The organism is Leptospira weilii, from assembly GCF_006874765.1.
Taxonomy (GTDB): Bacteria; Spirochaetota; Leptospiria; order Leptospirales; family Leptospiraceae; genus Leptospira; species Leptospira weilii.
Genome location: NZ_CP040840.1, coordinates 2,141,797 through 2,159,313 on the forward strand (window position 1 = coordinate 2,141,797; position 17,517 = coordinate 2,159,313).

Consider the following 17,517-nt stretch of genomic DNA (forward strand, 5'->3'; position numbering starts at 1 on the left):
TTAAAAATAAATTGTACTTATCATTTGTTGGTTTTTGAGATGGGTTCTAGTGAAATCTTAGGTTCCTCGGATCGAAATCCAAATAGTGGAGTAATTTCAATTGTTGATATAGTGGGAGATAAAAAATCGGCTTCAATATCATCAATAACTTTTGAAAATTTATTTAAATCGAATTTTGGTATTTCATCCTTCGAAAGAATACGATATAAAATTGCGTGAATCATTACTTCAAAGGTAATTATCCTGCTACCGAACAATGTGCCTACTCGCTTATTTAAATGAGATCCAAAAACGATATCCTCTTCGGCAATATTTTGCGCCTGGATATAAGAATCTAATTTTTTAAAAATACTTTCCAATTCACTTATTACAGGTTGCCAAAATATGACTGGAAAGACCTTCATATAATAATGTTTATTATTATTCGAAATCCAATTTGTCTCTTGATGAAAAGACAACCCCCCTCGGTTAGATGCATGCATAAGTATGATTTCGATAATCTGTGAAAACAATTCCGCTAACTTGTCATGTAATATTTTATTCTGCATATATCAAAATAACATGTAATTAGAATATATATTTTTTGTAAAGCGACACTATTATTCAGTAAAATTTTGATGATTCATTTTAGAGAAGATGTGTCAACACTCGAAAGAAATAAAATAGAAGGTAATTTTTCTCGTAAACTTTCCCAAAACCAGGAATGAAAGTTCCGTATGGGTAAACCAAAAGACAAAGAAGAAGTCTGGAAAGAGCTAACGCAAGAAGGCGTAACGCAGTTTAAAACCATTTTAAGCGCCATAGAAAAGTTCCAGAGCATAACTTTACGATCTGAAACGAGTGAAGGTTCTCCTTGGGATTTTAAAAGGGATCTGTTAAAAGCTAAAGAGTGCAGAATTTACGTGAAGGCTACAGACGATAGGCATGTTTTCCTGATTTATGCTGAGATAGTAGAGGAAGAAAAGGTCAGAAGAGAAAACTGGATCCATGTGGACGGTATTCAAGAGGCTCGGGAAGTTTTTGAAAGTCAAGGCAAGTTAGGACATCCGGTCTTCGACATTCTTTGCTTGAGTGATATTTATCACCAATACAGAACTGTTTAAATTGTTTATGACTAAGTATGATGATTACCTTATATTAAGAGGTTCTCGGGTCAAAAAAGGTTCGGAGTATCAGTTTTCCAATACTCCGAAACCTGTCAGAGCCTTTTAGAATTCTTCGCCGACTTCGTAATCTTCAAAATCATCGTAATCTTGAAGCGTTTTTGAAATCTTGAGTTTGTCTTGAAGATTTTGAATCATTCTTTCATTCCGATTCAAAAATCGCAGAGCATGTTGCAGTTCACCTTTGACTTTCTCGGTATCTTTCATCCAAGTATTCAAACCTTTCAGTATGGAGTGCAATGAAATCCCTAAGACATCCTCGTAAATTTTGTCAATTTTAATCCTTCCAAAATCGGGTGCCAATGATTCTTGAGTATCGAGAATCTCTCGATTCTTGTCATAAGAATTTGACATTTGAGGACTCGTTAAAATTTCAAGAACTTTGAACCAATCGGCATCAACTCTCATGCTTCTAACCACTTCAAAAAATTTAGCGAGATTGTTGTTCAATATGGAACATACATCTGTCATATCAATGCTGTCAAATTGATAACTCATATCGTATTCTAAAGCCAATTGAGAAAAACCAGTTACAACAAACCGTATATGCACGACTGAATCATGTTCTCCATTGCCAAACGCAAATTCCAGATCATAGTCATAATCTTCAAGAACGTAAACGGAATTATTTTTCGTTTTTACAATGTCCTCAACCGCCATGCGATGGAGTAATTTTTTTAAGAACGAAAAATCCTCTGAACAGAGATCAAATTTACAGTTGAACGTAGCTCTTTCTATAAAAAACGAATCCCAGTCTTTGACGATAATTCCGGATTCAATTAGAGTCTTATTCAGATTATCAGCGATTCTCCTCTGAGTTGGATAACCTTTTACCTTCTGCCAGAACCTTTCAAAGTTAAAAGTTAATTGCATGCCCCACTCGGTAAATGAGACCTTTAATCCTTCAAGTTCCGATTCTCTTTTAGTTTCAATGTTCTCGTTAAAGACAACATCATTCATACTTGTTGAGATGACCATTTCACCGATCCATATATCAGTGCTAAATCCCTTTCGAGGATTTAATCTTTCCCAAAAACCTTCTTTTCTTATGCCTACGTTTATTGAATCGTTTATCATAGACGACTCCTTTTGCTGTTTTAGTTTCTGAACGCAAAGAAGATATACGAGAGCTAATGTATAGCTTTCCTATACACAGAACTTTGCTGAATATATAGTAGCGCCGTTCAACACTACGCGTTGTTAGATTATCATTTTCAGAAGCTTTAAGGCATACGCGGCAGACCGAGTATTGAGAAGCTCTAAGAGAGTACCTTGTCTTTTAAATTACGGAAGCCAAGTTACTTTTCACAATTTGAACACATGCTCTTTATCTTTTTATAAGAAATATATTGAGCATGATGAAAGAAATTTACCATGACTCAAAATGAAAGTCAAGATTTTTTTTGGAAGCGTATAACGTGTACGGGACACAGCTTTTCAATTTTATCTAAACCTATGAGATAACCCTGGCTTAGATATTCCGGTTCTTTTTGTTTTAATAAGAAGCGTTACTAAGGACAATTTCAAAGTTTATTATGTAATATATTCCAAGTAGTTTGATTGCCTAAGACTTTGAACTTTTTTCCCTTATTATTTGAAAAAAGAACAAAATTTGTATGGCAAGATTTTTGAAATACGCTGGATTAGGATTAAGCTTCGGAAATTTCAATGAAGCAAGAAAGACTTTGAATTTGAAAAACCCTTTTGATTACTTAGGCATCGATACAATTCGACTATATCTACCAACATCAAACATAGAATTTGAAGAATTTTCTCGTGCTATAAGACTTCGAAATGGCCTGAAGAGACTTAAATTTAATGACCAACAATCCGGAGTTATAGCTTGTGAATTCATAAAATCGGATGGCTTTAGATATTATACAGTAAGGGTTTCACTTTCTCGTCTATACAATGGTATAAATTACTCCTCCTATTCTCCTTTCGACTACAAGGACACAATAGAACGTTTGGATCCAATCTTGGCAAGTGCCGGTCTTCCGGTGAAGGATTGGACTAAAGTGATTTTATCTCGATTGGATGTGTTCTTAAATATAGAATTGGAACACCCCTATGAGCATTATACCCCCATTCTAAAGACAATTTCTCTGCCTAGAACCAAACTGGAATCCTATGAAACATCGAAGTATCTGAAGAACAAACAGATAACTTTAATGACCTATGATAAAAAGGACCAACTCGAAAAAAGGAAAAATGTTAAAATACAGGACAATGTTCTGCGTATTGAACTCCGGTATTTGAAAGGACAGAAAATTAAAAAAACCTTTGGTACTAACCTTTTACTGATCCCTATAAAAATAAGTACCTAAATACCAGCTTGTCTCCAATAACTATCGAAACTGATTGTATTTGATTTCAATATTCCTAAAGTAGATTTAGTTCTTTGAATCAATTGGCTAAGATTCTCCGGACAAAAATTAGCCATATAGTTTTTCTTCCAACGACACCAGATATATTCTTGCGGATTTAACTCCGGAGCATAAGGGGGAAAAATTTCTAATCTAAGTCTTTTCTCATTCTCTTTTAAAAATTCATTCATTGCTTTGCTTTTACGAACAGATAGATTATCCCAAACTATTAAAATCTTTTTGCGATTTTTCTTTAGAAGTATCTTTAAAAAATAAATAAGCTCCAAGTCATACGGATTCTGGCTGATTCCGCTAAGACATCTTGTGACGAAGAATCGGTGTCTTTCCGATTAAGCTCCAAGTTTTTACCGTATATGGATTCTGGCTGATTCCGCTTTCATCTAAAAATATGACCTTAAACCCTTCATTCTCTGCTTTTTTTTATACCGGGCCAAGTTTTCGTTTTCTTTCCAACGCTCTTCTTTTTGGTTTTTGATACGAAAACCCTAATTGATGCAAGAGAGTTCCCACATAATCTTGATGATACGTTACTCCGAATTTTTTTCGTATGATTTCCAATACGCGATACGTTGACCAAAGTTCATTCGGATAACCGTTACTTATCGGACCTTTCAAGATGATTCTTTTTAATTCTTTCTTCTCTGAAATGCTCAACTTGGTCGGTCGACCTCGTTGGCCATTCCATTTTACTCCTTCGATTCCTTCCGATTCATATTTATCTCGCCAACGCATTACCGATTGCTTACTGACTCCAAGCTCTTTGCTTACTCTATAACATGTATAGCCCTTCTCAAGTAAACGAATTCCCTTCAACCTACGCTTTTCCAAACGTTTTAACTTTTCCCTTTCTAATCTTTGCATTATGACAATGGGATATGATCGATATATTTTTGGTACTCTTTTTTGTAGGGATCAGTAATCGAAGGAGTGTTGAAGAATTCAGATAATAGAATTAAACTGGAATTAAGAAAGGAACAAGGTAAAGGTTATAGGCTTCCCTTTGCTTGGGACTATTTACCTTATTCAATTGAAAGGAAAACAATTATACGCAGTATCCCAATGGCTCTGAAGGAAACTTTGAGGATCCTGGATTCAAATCTTTACAAGATTAACTACAACACAGCCACAGGTGTTCTATATCAGAATAACACTGAGCTTCTATCTGAGAGCTTCATTTCTAAAATTGAAGGTGCAGGTTCGATTTGGAAGAAGGAAAGACTCAATAAGGAAGGTGAATCAAATTCATTTCAGATTACTGAGGGAAACCGAGTTGGTGGAGAAAAAACAATCTTCAAAGTCTTGAATTACTGTTTATCAAAAGGAATGGATTACGAACAGACAAAGGAATTCTGTCTTAACTGTAATTATGGAAGTAAGGATCTTACTGCGATCGCTAAGAATCCGAATGGTAAAGAGGAGAAAGAGTTAAGGATTCTTTATGAGTATTGTAAGATCAATTTCAAGAGTGAATATGCCCCTTCAGGGATTGGAGATAAACAGATTCAAAACTTTCATTCTAATTTACAGTATCTAACTCCGATTGATTTGCAATGGATTGATGCCCAAGTTTATTATACATTCGATTATATGAGAAACAAGACATACGATACCTTTAAACTCGTTATGAAGGAGATTGTGGGCAAACACAATTACGATGTTTTCGTAAACAAAAGGAAAATTTCTGATTCTGTAAGACTAAAGAAGGAAGTAAAAGAAAAACTTTGTGAAGGAATGCAGCTCCCTGATATTTTCTTACATAGACTTAAAGCTCATTACAAGATAAAATTCAGCGTAAAGGAATTTAAGAATAAAATTCTAAATCAAACTCGGATATTTGCTCCAATTGATAATGGCATTAAAGGTGGGTTTCTGAATCTTCCTCATATTCGTTCCTGTAAACAATATACTCTTACGTATGATAACTTGTGGATAGAATACTTCGGAGATCAATTCGAGAAGAAAATTTTGTAGCATCTAAATCTCTTTTGCTAATTGCCAGAGATCCGTACCAAATGAAATCAAATGGTCCATTCCTTGTATGGGCCTACATTTAATAGATCGCATATATTTGTTTTTGTCTGGGTAAGAAGCGAGACCTTTGGTAATGGTTTCTTGAACCCGATTTAACACTTTCCAAGCGGAATTTCCGTCATCTTCATTTCTGCGAACTCGTAAAATACTCTCTACCAGATATCTTCTATATTCACGTAAATCGGATTGGAACCGATAATCTAAGGCTGTATTTGCAAATTCTTGGACCTGACTTGAATTCAAAACTTTTGCTTTTAAGAATCGAATATCATCAGCTAAATCGTTAAATCCAAAAAGGATTTCTACAACCCAATCTTTGATGGCATCTAGATCTGCTTTGTAGTGACGAAAAGATTTCTGATTCCCGTTTCCTAAATTTCGAATCAGTAATTGATTGGAACAAGCAAAACGTAGAAAGCCATAGAAGATTTCTAAAGAGTTGGATCGATCATGAAAATTTCGAATCACTACATTCAACTTTCCTTCATCCTCAAAGATCATTGTAGGATGTTCAAGAATTAGCATATGCTTCTCAAATCCATGACGTTTTTGATTACGAAGTGAAACTGCAGTTGCACTCTGAATCTCCCACCTAAGATCCAAAAAGAGTGAGAGAACGTCAGAGGTTTTGATTTGAAGATGCTTTTTGCTGACTTGCCCGGAATAGGCTTCCGAATAAACTGAAGGAACTCTTCTTTTTAATTCCTCTTCACTGATTCCCATTTGAACTCCTACTAACGAAAAGAGTTCATCGGTCCTTACCAAATTAAAAGAAAGTGAATTTTGTAATTGAGTAGAAATGAAACTACTTTTAAGGAAATAGAAGTTGTTTTTGCTATTCTCTGGATTCCGAGGGATGAAGGTTGTTGTGGGTACGATCAAAACTCAGATTGAATGAATTTAAAAAAGAAGCGTGCATCTAAAAGAAACACGCTCTAAAATTCTTAGCTTTTAGTTACTTAAACGAGTCCAAAAAGTCTATATCTAAATCTTTCCAGAGGGGATAAGCAGAGAATCTTCCATACAGAGCATATACTCTCCAAGGACCTTTGGCGTTTACAGAATATAAATCCAATGCTACTTCTATTAGATCCGATTTTCTTGAAATTTTCTCAAGCGTAATGTTATTCTTATATGGAACAAAATAAAGTAGATTTGTTTCGCCATCGTATTCAATTTCCCATATAATCTTTCCATTTTTCTGGAATAATTTTACATCTTGTTTGAATCCAGTTTCAGAATTTTTTTCTAAAACTAAGCGAGTGAAGATTTGGAAAAATTGGTATTTTCCCGCTGGTTCTCCATTCCAATCTAAAACCATATTCTTTAGATAGGGTTTAACGAATGAATATCGATTTCCTAAATTAGTCTGAACTTTTTTATCTAAAAGATTGTTAAGGAATTTTTCAGCTTGCTCCTCAATCTCTTTATCATTTACTTTCTGTAAAAAATGAACTAAATCACGAACAGAATTTTTGTTAACCTTTTCCCATTCAGAAAGTTCGTTTTGTATTTGTAAGCGTTCGGCCATTTTCGACTTATTCTCATTTTCAATTTTTAAAGTGGATTTTGCAATATTGGGTGCGATTGTATTCAGAAGTTTTAAAAATTTAGTTTTTTTATAATCCTCAATTTCAGAACTAAGTGTAAAAATGTTATAAAAGACGAATGGAAGCCAAACCCAAAGCGTTTTATCTTCAGTATATCTTTCCACTCTTTCTATTTTTCCATTGATCTCATATTTGACCTTAACACCAGATTCATACGATTTCCAACAAGGCATCAAAATACAAAGGTTAAAAATACCAATTTTTCCGTAAGAATTGTCTTCCTCTCTGGGAGAATATTCTTGGAAAACGATTTGAATCTTATCTTTCTCTGTTTCTGAATATTCAGTAAGATCAATATACTTGCTCAGATCCTTCTTCACCATTTCTTTAAGAGTCGGACCTCCCAACGATCCAGGTCCAATTACAGCTTTAGGTTTTGTCAAAGATTCAAATTTTTCAACCGTATAATTAGGTTTAACTGTGTGTAAGCAATTCGCAGAAAAGAAACACAGTCCTAAAAGTGAATAAATCAAATTCAATTTTTGCAAAGTAAGACTCCTTAGATTCTAATCTAAATTGGTTTATAAATTCTTTGGGAGAAAAAGGAATTGGAAATTATCCTATTCGAATATTAGTTTAAGAAATTGGAATAAACGACTGGATTTGGAATTTTCATTCTTTCATTCCAATTGTTTCGCTTGATTCAGATTCAACGACTGAAGTAATCTTACATTCGTAGTGTTTTACTTCTTTCGTGAAAAAGTTTTTGATACCGGAATCTCTTCCTATAACAAGACTGATATTAGCCACAGATTTAGGTAATATGTAATTGTTTTGATATTCTCGTACCGGTCCTTTTTCAATGGGGAACTTTGTAGCCGATAAATACTCCCATTGAAGCTGAACATTCTGTAATTTATATAGAGTTTTATTCGTAATTTTTCCTTTGCAGGTGAGTTCAAATTCTCTATCCGATTCCGGAGTAAGATGGGCTAAAAATGCGTCTCCAAAATGTCCTGCGCCACTTTGCATAGGTAGTTTTCGAACAGAGCAACTACATTTTTCAATATAAACCGTATCTTTTTTGTTTAGTAAAAACAAAGCAGCCTTAGGAGCCGGTTGCGATACTACAGGAATTGAATTTAATGTTTGTTCGTTTTGACTGGAACAAGTTAGAAAAAAGAAACTTACGATTACACTGATTACTTTCATTAGATTTGCACCTTTCTATTTTAGATCATTATTTAATTTGAATACGAGAGAAAAGAACATTGAAAATTCACACTTCATGAAGTATCTCCTTAGGTTTTAAATCTTACAGACTTTCTTCTCATTCGAAATGAATGGATTTAAACATGATTACCTCGGTAGCTCGTATTTTTCAATTTCAGGAAAGTTGCTCTGACGAAACTTACGAAGTTCACTTTCCGATTCCAAAATGGAACCTTCAATTGCTTGGATTGTTTTTTTGAAAGTCATAGTTCCAGAGATGGAATTTGTCTGAATAGAGAGTGAGGAGAACAAAGCCGAATAGTCTTTAGAAATTCTTTTTTGTAACCATATAAACGTTACAGCTAAGCCGATCAAACCTCCCACAATAGGGAAGAATGGAAAAAAAATAAAGACGATTGATGCAGAGAATAAGCCAACAGAGAGAAAGTTTAGTTTTTTCTGAAATTCATCTCCATCTGGTTGGAGAGTATAGAAAAAGTTTTTTCCCCAGTTTGAAAAATAGTCTTTTGCAAATTCTTTTCTATCGATAGATTTCAGGAATGATTCATATTTTTCAAAATAAAGATCACCTTCTGTAATTGCTTTGGCGGATGCACTCTCCAAAACCTTATCTAAAGACTCAATTGCTTGCGAATAGAATTCCTTGTCTTGAATTTGTTCAAAAGATTGAGAGGAGATTCCTTCTGATGTAATTCTTGTTTTAACAATTCTTGCGGCAGTATAAGCTGGAATTTCAGAGTACTTTCCTGAACCGATCTCTTCTGCAAACTTTTTCATTTCAAAGATAAAGTCTCTGAGATACTTCTGATATTCCCGGTTTTTTTGTTCTAGTTCGAGTAAGAAGGTTTGTCTTTCCAACTCTACGTTTTGTTTGTTCTGTAGTTCAAAATTCGCCTTTGCGATTTTCTCATTCGACTTTGTTTGTTCCGAAAGAATCCTGTTTGTCTTCTTCTGTTCTTTGTACATTGAACCCATTCTTCATTTCTCCTTTTTGAATGCTGTTTGCGGTTTATCCGTTAATCATTGTTTCCGTTCGATGAGAAACAGCCCAAATAGATGCGAAGATCCATCCGACGAGCGAAGCCATCAGACAGAACGAGATCACGGAACGAATGAGATTGCCTGTAATCAAGAAATAGATACAGGGAAGGAAGATGGCTAATAGTTTCATTTTAAAAACTCCTTATATACGCTTCTACTGAGAGATTGGGACTAAGGCTGGAAGATTACAGAAAGTGAATCTAAGAATGGAACGATCTCGTTCCAACGAAACGACTGAATTCCCGATACAAACCAAATCTTCCTTTTCCCTTCGAATTCCAAGGATACTGGCTTTCCAGATCACTGAATGATTCGTAGAAAAGAGTATTCCATGCATAAAACCCGTCCTTTTTCTGCTTCACATTACGGAGGAGTGCAAAATCGTACGTGTGCGTCCAAATTAGTCCTCAGAACCTTATTATGTTAATAACATAATAAATCAAGGATAATTTTGTTGACATATTTCAGAATGGCTTCAAAAAACACAGAAATTTACTTTGGTGCTAAGGCGAAGGCTGTAATTGATGCGTCCGGTGATACCCAGGTTGTGGCTGCTAAGAAACTGGGTTTGTCCGTTCCGGGACTTGGAAGTATTACTCAGAATCGAGTGAAAACGACTGCTTATGAAGTTTTGCTGGCGTTTGTTCGTGAGTATAACGTTGATCTAACGTATTTAGTGGACAATTCGATTCCGGTTCTTCCCATTCGTTACAACTCTTTGAAAGAAAGAAATATGACAGAGACGGACGAGAATAAGGTTTTGTATGATTTGATCGTAACTACGAAAGGCATTCGTGAGATTGTTATCAACTTACTCAAATTTCCACCTAAAAAGAGAAAGGCAATTGCGGATATGATTGAGGCTTTGTTGGAAAAGGATGAGTATTGAATTGAGAATCAATTTGTTTGTTCTTTAATTTTCGGATTCTACATTCCGTGAAATGCCAAAAGAAAAAATAGCATGGATAGAAAATTGATTTTAAAATTCAAATTCGTTGATCCATTCTTTGGAATTCCAGTTTTTTAGTTTCTTCGCTCAATTGTTTAAAATTCTCTTTTTCGATTTCAACTAACATTGATGATTTCGGAAGGAATCTCAATTTCTAAGAATCATAATTTGAGTTTTTAATCCTTCTTCTATGTTTCTAATTCTTAAGTTTTTGTTCTTGAGAAAACAAAATCATAGAAAAAATTCCTTGTTTTTAATGTTGGTATCGAGCTTTGCTTTTGTTCATAAAAAATTATGCAAGCTGCTCTCAAAACACCACTTTCAACACTTCCCAATCAACCCGACAGGAACCTTGTAACTTGGTCTGAAATCTGTATATCTCATCCGTGGAAAGACAACCGAAATGGGAATCAGTTATTTCCTGTAACACCCAAAACACCAAGCAAACAGACTCAACTGAAGGTCCCTCAAGATCTGAACTTGAGTATTACAAATACCTTCACTCCTTTCGCATCCACGAAGTCATCTTCCCAATCACCCTCACGTCCTAAACCACTGACATCAGCACAACTCAAAGAGAAACGCAAGAACCCAGCCATCAACATCAACTTCTTCACTGGACTGACTAAGAAAATCCTGAATGACTTCTACCCGAAGTATTGTCCCAACTGTCCGGACAAATTACTGACTAAGGAAATTTCAACTCAACCTGAATTGATCCGCTGTGAAGCATGTAGGTATCTAACGTCGAGACTGAGCTACACTCCTCTACATCACCTGAAGCTTCCTCTGTGGATGTTCAGCTATGTCTTTTACGAGAGTATGATTCAGCACCCAAAGGTAGTTACCTCAACTGAGATCAGCAAGAGACTGAGAATTTCATACAAGGGCGCAGCAAGCTTAAAGAAACGATTCCAAGTCTTTGCCTCACAGCAATTACCCAAATACAAACAACTGACCTTTGATGCACTCGACAGAGAGTTCAAGGACTTCTCCCTTCCACCTGATGAAGATACTGATATTACAGAAATCATGGAAAATAAACCATACGTATGTGCTGATACAGTAGTTTTGTATTCAGCAAGTCAGAGAGCCAATCAGGGACGTAAAAGATATCGTCATTCTGGCTCTACAGCATCCATTTATCTTTCAGACAAATTGGGAGGAAAACAAGTTGGAACCTTGGCTCATACAATTGCTGTGAAGCAGGGACCTGTGTTCTTTCACTCTGTCCCCAATCAGAAGATGAACACGTTAGGACCCATCATCCAGAACCATCTACCTTTACAAACTCCCTTAATGACTGATGAAGGGTATCCTTGGCTTTGGAACATCTACAAAAGCCACAGATCTGTAAATCACAGCGCTCACGCTAAAGATGCTCGTTACCGTTGGGCAAGAAACAGATGGAGCAAGAATGGAGTCCACAACCAAGTAGCCGAAGGAAATCACAGACTTTTGAAGACAGCTTTCTCTTCCTACTGTTACATTCGTCCTGAAAACTCTACTCGTTATCTCAACGAATTTAGTTTTTTAAATGACCTAGCCCCCGAATTTAGAACCAATTAGAATGTTTGAAATCCTCTGAAAAGCATATAATTTTGGAGGAAAATATGAAGAAACGTTTCAGTGAAGATCAAATTCACAAGATATTGAAGGAATCGGAATCAGGGGCATCGACCTCTGATGTTTGTCGTAAGTATGGAATCAGCGGAAATACTTTTTACCGTTGGCGTTCGAAATACGGAGGTTTAGAACTGAGCGATCTGAAGCGAATGAAGACTTTAGAGGAAGAGAACAGTAAGCTAAAGAAACTATATGCAGAATTAGCTTTAGAAAATGAAGCGATCAAGATGTTACTCGAAAAAAAGTGGTGAGCCGCGAGCAGAAACGAGAGGCAGTTATGTTGATCAAAACGAAACTTGGAGAACGAAAATCCTGTCGTCTCTTGCAAATTTCCAGAACCGTCTTTCGGTATCGTTGCGGACTTCAAGACAAAAACAAGGAATTAAAGGATCGAATTCGTTCTTTAGCGTATAAACATAGAAGAGCGGGATATAGGCAGATCCATTCTTTCATTCGTCAAGGAGAGCATGTAAATCATAAACGAATCTATCGCCTGTATTCCGAATTGGGCTTAAAATACCGAATCAAGCGAAAACGAAAGAGGCTGTCATTGCCTACTGTTCCAAAGATTGTTCCTAAGAAATCGGAGGAAAGATGGTCAATGGATTTCATGTCGGATTCGCTCTATTCGGGAAGAAGATTCAGAATTTTGAATATTATCGATGACTTCGGTCGATTCGCAGTCGTAACGAAGGCGGAATTCTCAATTACTTCAGAAAGATTAGTAAGGATTTTGAATGAAGTATCCGAAGTCCGTAGTCTACCAAAACAAATTGTTGTGGATAATGGTCCCGAATTCACATCAAAAACATTTTTACGATGGGCTTTCGAAAAAAGAGTCGATATTCATTTTATCACACCGGGCAAGCCTACTGAAAATGCCTTCATCGAGAGCTTTAACGGAAAAATGCGAAACGAATGTTTAAATGAAAATTGGTTTAAAGATATCGAAGAAGCCCGGCGCCTCATCGAAGAGTGGAGAATCTTCTACAATTCAGAAAGGCCACATAGCTCACTCGGGGGATTAACTCCGGAGGAATATTTAAGACGCTCTGCTTAAGAGGATTTTCACACATTACGCTGGTACTAAAAATGGGGGCATGTCATAAAGAATGCTCATGTGTTTGGGTTGGATGTGATTTGTGAGAATGGAGAGATGCTTGCTGGTGATGTTGATGAGCGTGTTGATGATGCGAGGGAGATGGGTAGATCATCCTTTGGTTCCGATCCCCGAGGGCCGTTAGGTCCAGCAGTTGGGATCGGAAGGAAGGGATAATTATCTTAACACTTCGTTGATGAGTTTACCCAACAAACTATCCTGAGTTTGAACGGTCTTCTGATTGGCTTCATAAGAACGGTTGACTTCGATCATCTCTACCATTTCTGTAACGACACTCACGTTAGACGCCTCTAGATATCCCTGTAAAACTGAAGGTTCATCTTTGAGTTCAAAAGGTATCGGCTCACCGGACTCCGGAGTATCCGCGTAAAACGAATCACCTTCTTTGTCGAGATGGCGGGGATTTTCAACGGTCCTAATTTTAAGCCTATCTAAAAGAACAGGAGTTTCAAATCGGTTCTTATCAATGGAAGTTCCGTTTACTGGATCGTTACCGATTTCCCCGTTGATCCAAACTTCTCCGTTTTCTTTAATCAAGAAATTACCGCGTGCGACTCGGATCGGCCCGTTTTCTCCCATCAAAGGAAAACCTTGAGGAGTGACTAGATAACCGTTCGTGTCCATCACGAAGGCCCCGCTTCTAGAAAGCCTTTCTCCTCGATTTGTCATAACGTTAAAAAAAGCGGGATGTTCGGTCCCGGGTCTGTCTTGCAGCATCAGGTCGAAAGGATTTTCGGTTTTTTTGACGGCTCCTTGTTCGAAGCGAGTGTAAACTTCGTTCACTTCACCGCCTAATCCGAGTTTACCGACAACGGGGGCGGTATCGAAAGAACCCATCGGAACTTTACCGACTCCGTCCTCGTCGAAACGATGGAGTAGCAGTTCGGGAAATGTCTTAAACACGGTTGTGTCTTTTTTAAATGCGGTTTTATCCACGTTTGCAAGATTGTTTGAAATCACATCCATCCGAGTTTGCTGAATGATCATTCCGTTTGCGCCTGTATACATTCCTCTAAGCATGTTTTTTCACCTGACCCTTATTCTAAGATCGGCGGTTTTAAAAAATCCGATAACAATTTTGAGGACATAAATTGGAAAAGGAAAAGGAATTTCATTATTTCCCGTATTGATTTGGAGAAATAAAAAGATCTGATTCTATATGAAATTTTATTTCTTGTTCGAAGGATTGACGGATATTATTTTATGAAACGTCATTTACTGATCTCTACATAATAGAGTGGCTAAAATTCCGCGTCTAAACGTGGGATTTGTGCTCAAATTAACGGTACTCTATTTTATAGGGATCATCAATACAAACGTGCTCACTCGTTACAGCAACGATGAGACTATTAAAATCTCTTTAGGGCATCTCGGTATCAAACTTAGGAGAAAATCGAACATTCCGGTTCGTATAAGCCGCCATGGGAAAACGTTTAAGATCGAATTTGAAGTTTCCGAATTGCCGTTCGGATGAGAATTGCGCTTTGCAAAGAAACTCGCAAAAACGTTTAAGTTCATCGGTTCATTTCTCAGGATAAATTGAGAACTCTGAAAAGAAGGATTAATTTCGAGTATTCTTGTCTTTCTTTAACTTTCCTTTTAATGTGATCAATAAATTACAGTCTTCTAAAGAACTGCCGGTTTTTGTCTCGAAGTCTTTTCTAAGTTCCGAAAGAATTCTTTCCTGAAGTTTGGGATCTAGATTTACGTCGTAGATTTCCCCAGTTTCTTCATCGATCGCATGATGATGGTGATTCGCATTGGAATCATACAAAGTAGTTCCGGATTTGAGTTCCAAAAGCTTCACGATTCCTTTTTCTGCAAATAGTTTCAAATTATTGAATATGGTTGCCCGAGAAGCGTTTGGAATATGTTCGTTTATCAATTGAAACACTTGGTCGGCGGTTAGATGTTGTGGTTTCGAGAGCAGTAGATTGGCCATCTGTAATCTTTGAACCGTGACATTGATTCTGGCGTCTTCCAGAATCTTTTTGCTTCTTTCGTAAGAATTCTTCATGTGACAATTTTCCAGGGGAGATAATTTTTGTCTATAATTTAGACTTATTCTAAAAAAAGACTTGAGCTAATTTTTTATTATTTTAAAATAGATATAATTCTATAATTAGTTTAAAAATGTATAAATTTGATTTAATTATAAATTAAAATTGAAAAATTATACATTTATTTTCCAATTTAATGGAGTTTTAGGATGAATTTTGAATTTCAAACCGATTCAGAACACAATTCGAAAGGAAAAATTCCCAGAGAAACGACAACGGTAGTTTCTAAAGCTTGGATCGAATATCAAAAAAGTATAAATTCGGAAAACCCTTGTTTTGATTCGGCAAGACGAGGAGACGTAGAAGCCTTAAAGGCACGGATCGGGACACTAAGACATGTAGATGAAAAAAATCGAAAGGGTTATACATTATTGATGCTAGCCGCTTATAACGGACAAGAAGAAGCGAGTCTTTTTCTAATCTCTCAAGGCGCAAACCCGAATTCCACGGATTTGGAAGGTAATTCTATATTGATGGGAGCGGCATTCAAAGGACACACAAAGATCGTAGAAATTCTATTAAGCGCGGGGGCTGATAAAAATTATCGAAACTCTAAGGGACAAAACGCATTTCAATTTTCTAATATGTTTGGTCGAACGGAAGTCAGTAAACTTCTAAGTGAATCCGAATCGACTCGGTTTCAAAGATTATTAACTTTTTTTAAATCTTGGATTTTATATATCATTCAAATTAAAAAAGGAGAACAATAGTGAGTAAAAAGACCCTTACTACGGCTGGAGGTCATCCGGTCGCACAAAATCAACATTCCATCACGGCCGGACCCCGAGGTCCAGTCCTCATTCAGGATACTCATCTGATTGAAAAACTTGCCCACTTTAATCGAGAAAGAATTCCGGAAAGAGTCGTTCACGCAAAGGGAGCGGGAGCTTATGGAACTCTGACGATCACACACGACCTTACGAAGTATTCCAGGGCCTCCGTTTTTTCAAAGGTGGGAAAACAAACTTCTCTCTTTCTGCGTTTTTCGACGGTTGCGGGCGAAAAAGGTTCCGCGGATACGGAAAGGGATCCGAGAGGTTTTGCGATCAAGTTTTATACGGACGAAGGGATTTGGGACCTTGTGGGAAATAATACACCCGTATTCTTTGAAAGAGATCCGTTGAAGTTTCCAGATTTTATCCATTCACAAAAAAGAGATCCGATTACGGGTTATAAGAATCCGTTTCGTATGTGGGATTATTGGGCAAAGGCCCCCGAAGCGTTACATCAAGTTACGATTCTTTTCGGAGATAGGGGAATTCCGGACGGTTATCGTTTTATGAACGGTTACGGAAGTCACACTTTCGGACTTTGGAATTCCCAAGGACAGCGCTTTTGGGTAAAGTTTCACTTTAAATCCATGCAAGGAATCAAAAACCTGACTTCGGAAAGAGCATCTGCGTTAGCCGGAACTGATCCGGATTACGCGATTAGAGATTTGTTTGAGGCAATTGAAAGGAAAGAATTTCCTAAGTGGAGGTTTTGTTTGCAGATCATGCCTGAGAAGGAAGCCGAAACATATCGATTCAATCCGTTCGATCTCACAAAGGTCTGGTCTCACAAAGATTATCCTTTGATCGAGGCGGGAGTGTTGGAATTGAACGCCAACCCTAAGAATTATTTCGAAGAAGTAGAGCAAGCCGCCTTTTCTCCTTCCAATATGCCTCCTGGAATCGGCGCTTCTCCGGATAAAATGTTGCAGGGAAGGTTATTCGCATATCCGGATGCTCAGAGATATCGTTTAGGGATACGATATCAGCAACTTCCGGTAAATAGACCTAAGAACTCGGTGAACGTTTATCATAGGGACGGAAGTGCGAAGTTTCAATACGATGGGGACTACGATAATTATGAACCGAACGGTTTTGAGGGACCGGTACAAGATTCTTCCTATGCCGAACCTCCTTTAAGAATTTCCGGAGATGCGGATCGTTACGATTCCCACAAAGGAAACGACGATTATTCTCAAGCAGGGGATTTGTATAGAATCATGAGTATGGAGGAAAGAGAAAGGCTCACTTCTGCGATCGCTTCCACGATGCGCGGACTTCCTAAAAGTGTGCTCGTTGCGAATCTCAAACATTTCTATCTCTGCGATCCGGAATACGGAACCAAACTGGCGGGAAAAGTGGAAATCCCCTTAGAAGATATAAGAACCTGCCCTTAGTTCCTACTCATCTCTACATAATAGAGTGTCTAAAATTCTGCGCCTAAACGTGGGATTTGCTCAAATTAACGGTACTCTATTTTATAGGGATCAGTAAAAGAATTCAATGTCGCACATTCTAAAGAATGTGCGACAAGTCCAAAATTACGGAATTGCGTTGTTTATTACATTTCTTCTTTAGAATATTGAG

The 17,517-nt window shown here is 37.0% G+C and carries 16 protein-coding genes and 4 pseudogenes; 10 read left to right on the forward strand and 10 right to left on the reverse strand.

Annotation, left to right across the window (positions count from 1 at the left end; all coding sequences use genetic code 11):
- Positions 1-20: 20 nt before the first annotated feature.
- Positions 21-548 carry a hypothetical protein gene (locus tag FHG67_RS22375; protein WP_232616671.1) on the reverse strand — a complete coding sequence of 176 codons (528 nt, stop codon included), beginning with the start codon at positions 546-548 and terminating at the stop codon, positions 21-23.
- Positions 549-716: 168 nt separating this feature from the next.
- On the opposite strand from FHG67_RS22375, the gene FHG67_RS10205 reads away from it, so the two are divergent.
- Entirely contained in the window at positions 717-1,103 is a 387-nt protein-coding gene (locus FHG67_RS10205; protein ID WP_004500429.1) for an LIC_13246 family protein, read from the forward strand.
- A 105-nt stretch (positions 1,104-1,208) separates the two neighbouring features.
- Here the strand turns inward: FHG67_RS10205 and FHG67_RS10210 are convergent, their stop codons facing one another.
- On the reverse strand, positions 1,209-2,240 hold the full coding sequence (locus FHG67_RS10210; RefSeq protein WP_004500392.1) for a hypothetical protein: 1,032 nt from the start codon (positions 2,238-2,240) through the stop codon (positions 1,209-1,211).
- A gap of 539 nt (positions 2,241-2,779) precedes the next feature.
- On the opposite strand from FHG67_RS10210, the gene FHG67_RS10215 reads away from it, so the two are divergent.
- Positions 2,780-3,490 carry a hypothetical protein gene (locus tag FHG67_RS10215; protein WP_004500454.1) on the forward strand — a complete coding sequence of 237 codons (711 nt, stop codon included), beginning with the start codon at positions 2,780-2,782 and terminating at the stop codon, positions 3,488-3,490.
- Here FHG67_RS10215 and FHG67_RS22380 read toward each other — a convergent pair.
- Positions 3,487-4,411, reverse strand: a pseudogene (locus FHG67_RS22380) (IS630 family transposase). The gene FHG67_RS10215 and the pseudogene FHG67_RS22380 overlap by 4 nt on opposite strands.
- A 54-nt stretch (positions 4,412-4,465) precedes the next feature.
- Between FHG67_RS22380 and FHG67_RS10235 the strand changes: the two are divergent.
- Positions 4,466-5,521 (forward strand): annotated as a pseudogene (locus FHG67_RS10235) (hypothetical protein); the annotation flags it as partial.
- 3 nt (positions 5,522-5,524) lie between these two features.
- On the opposite strand, the gene FHG67_RS10240 reads toward FHG67_RS10235, so the two are convergent.
- The 5 genes from FHG67_RS10240 to FHG67_RS21760 form a co-directional block, all read right to left on the reverse strand.
- A complete protein-coding gene (locus tag FHG67_RS10240; RefSeq protein ID WP_004500406.1) occupies positions 5,525-6,304 on the reverse strand; it encodes a DUF932 domain-containing protein in 780 nt (259 codons plus the stop codon).
- Between the two features lie 232 nt (positions 6,305-6,536).
- Positions 6,537-7,679: a hypothetical protein gene (locus FHG67_RS10245; RefSeq protein ID WP_004498301.1), complete on the reverse strand. Its 1,143-nt coding sequence runs from the start codon at positions 7,677-7,679 to the stop codon at positions 6,537-6,539.
- Positions 7,680-7,803: 124 nt separating this feature from the next.
- On the reverse strand, positions 7,804-8,343 hold the full coding sequence (locus tag FHG67_RS10250; RefSeq protein ID WP_004498288.1) for a hypothetical protein: 540 nt from the start codon (positions 8,341-8,343) through the stop codon (positions 7,804-7,806).
- Between the two features lie 147 nt (positions 8,344-8,490).
- On the reverse strand, positions 8,491-9,339 hold the full coding sequence (locus FHG67_RS10255; protein ID WP_004500426.1) for a hypothetical protein: 849 nt from the start codon (positions 9,337-9,339) through the stop codon (positions 8,491-8,493).
- Between the two features lie 34 nt (positions 9,340-9,373).
- Positions 9,374-9,535 carry a hypothetical protein gene (locus FHG67_RS21760; protein WP_004498268.1) on the reverse strand — a complete coding sequence of 54 codons (162 nt, stop codon included), beginning with the start codon at positions 9,533-9,535 and terminating at the stop codon, positions 9,374-9,376.
- 339 nt (positions 9,536-9,874) lie between these two features.
- Between FHG67_RS21760 and FHG67_RS10265 the strand changes: the two genes are divergently transcribed.
- The 4 genes and pseudogenes from FHG67_RS10265 to FHG67_RS22680 form a co-directional block, all read left to right on the forward strand.
- Positions 9,875-10,294, forward strand: a complete 420-nt coding sequence (locus FHG67_RS10265; RefSeq protein ID WP_004502840.1) for a hypothetical protein — start codon at positions 9,875-9,877, stop codon at positions 10,292-10,294.
- A gap of 354 nt (positions 10,295-10,648) precedes the next feature.
- A pseudogene (locus tag FHG67_RS10270) lies at positions 10,649-11,896 on the forward strand (transposase); the annotation flags it as partial.
- Positions 11,897-11,967: 71 nt separating this feature from the next.
- Positions 11,968-13,040 (forward strand): IS3 family transposase gene (locus FHG67_RS10280; protein ID WP_250185454.1). Its coding sequence is split into 2 segments (ribosomal slippage): positions 11,968-12,205 and positions 12,205-13,040, totalling 1,074 coding nucleotides; the frame shifts between segments, so codons are not numbered across the junction.
- 45 nt (positions 13,041-13,085) lie between these two features.
- Positions 13,086-13,256: pseudogene (locus FHG67_RS22680) on the forward strand (transposase); the annotation flags it as partial.
- Here the strand turns inward: FHG67_RS22680 and FHG67_RS10290 are convergent.
- Positions 13,257-14,120: a flagellar hook-basal body protein gene (locus FHG67_RS10290; protein WP_004498327.1), complete on the reverse strand. Its 864-nt coding sequence runs from the start codon at positions 14,118-14,120 to the stop codon at positions 13,257-13,259.
- A 217-nt stretch (positions 14,121-14,337) separates the two neighbouring features.
- Here FHG67_RS10290 and FHG67_RS10295 point away from each other — a divergent pair, with 217 nt between their 5' ends.
- Positions 14,338-14,574: a hypothetical protein gene (locus tag FHG67_RS10295; protein ID WP_016758328.1), complete on the forward strand. Its 237-nt coding sequence runs from the start codon at positions 14,338-14,340 to the stop codon at positions 14,572-14,574.
- Between the two features lie 87 nt (positions 14,575-14,661).
- On the opposite strand, the gene perRA is transcribed toward FHG67_RS10295, so the two are convergent.
- Positions 14,662-15,117 (reverse strand): peroxide-responsive transcriptional repressor PerRA, encoded by a 456-nt coding sequence (perRA, locus tag FHG67_RS10300; RefSeq protein WP_002618299.1) that lies wholly within the window; start codon positions 15,115-15,117, stop codon positions 14,662-14,664.
- 192 nt (positions 15,118-15,309) lie between these two features.
- On the opposite strand from perRA, the gene FHG67_RS10305 reads away from it, so the two are divergent.
- The gene (locus FHG67_RS10305; protein WP_002618272.1) at positions 15,310-15,870 is read left to right on the forward strand and encodes an ankyrin repeat domain-containing protein; all 561 of its coding nucleotides are present in this window, start codon (positions 15,310-15,312) and stop codon (positions 15,868-15,870) included.
- The gene (locus FHG67_RS10310; protein ID WP_002618312.1) at positions 15,870-17,327 is read left to right on the forward strand and encodes a catalase; all 1,458 of its coding nucleotides are present in this window, start codon (positions 15,870-15,872) and stop codon (positions 17,325-17,327) included. The genes FHG67_RS10305 and FHG67_RS10310 overlap by 1 nt, the downstream gene beginning before the upstream one ends.
- Positions 17,328-17,517 lie beyond the last annotated feature (190 nt).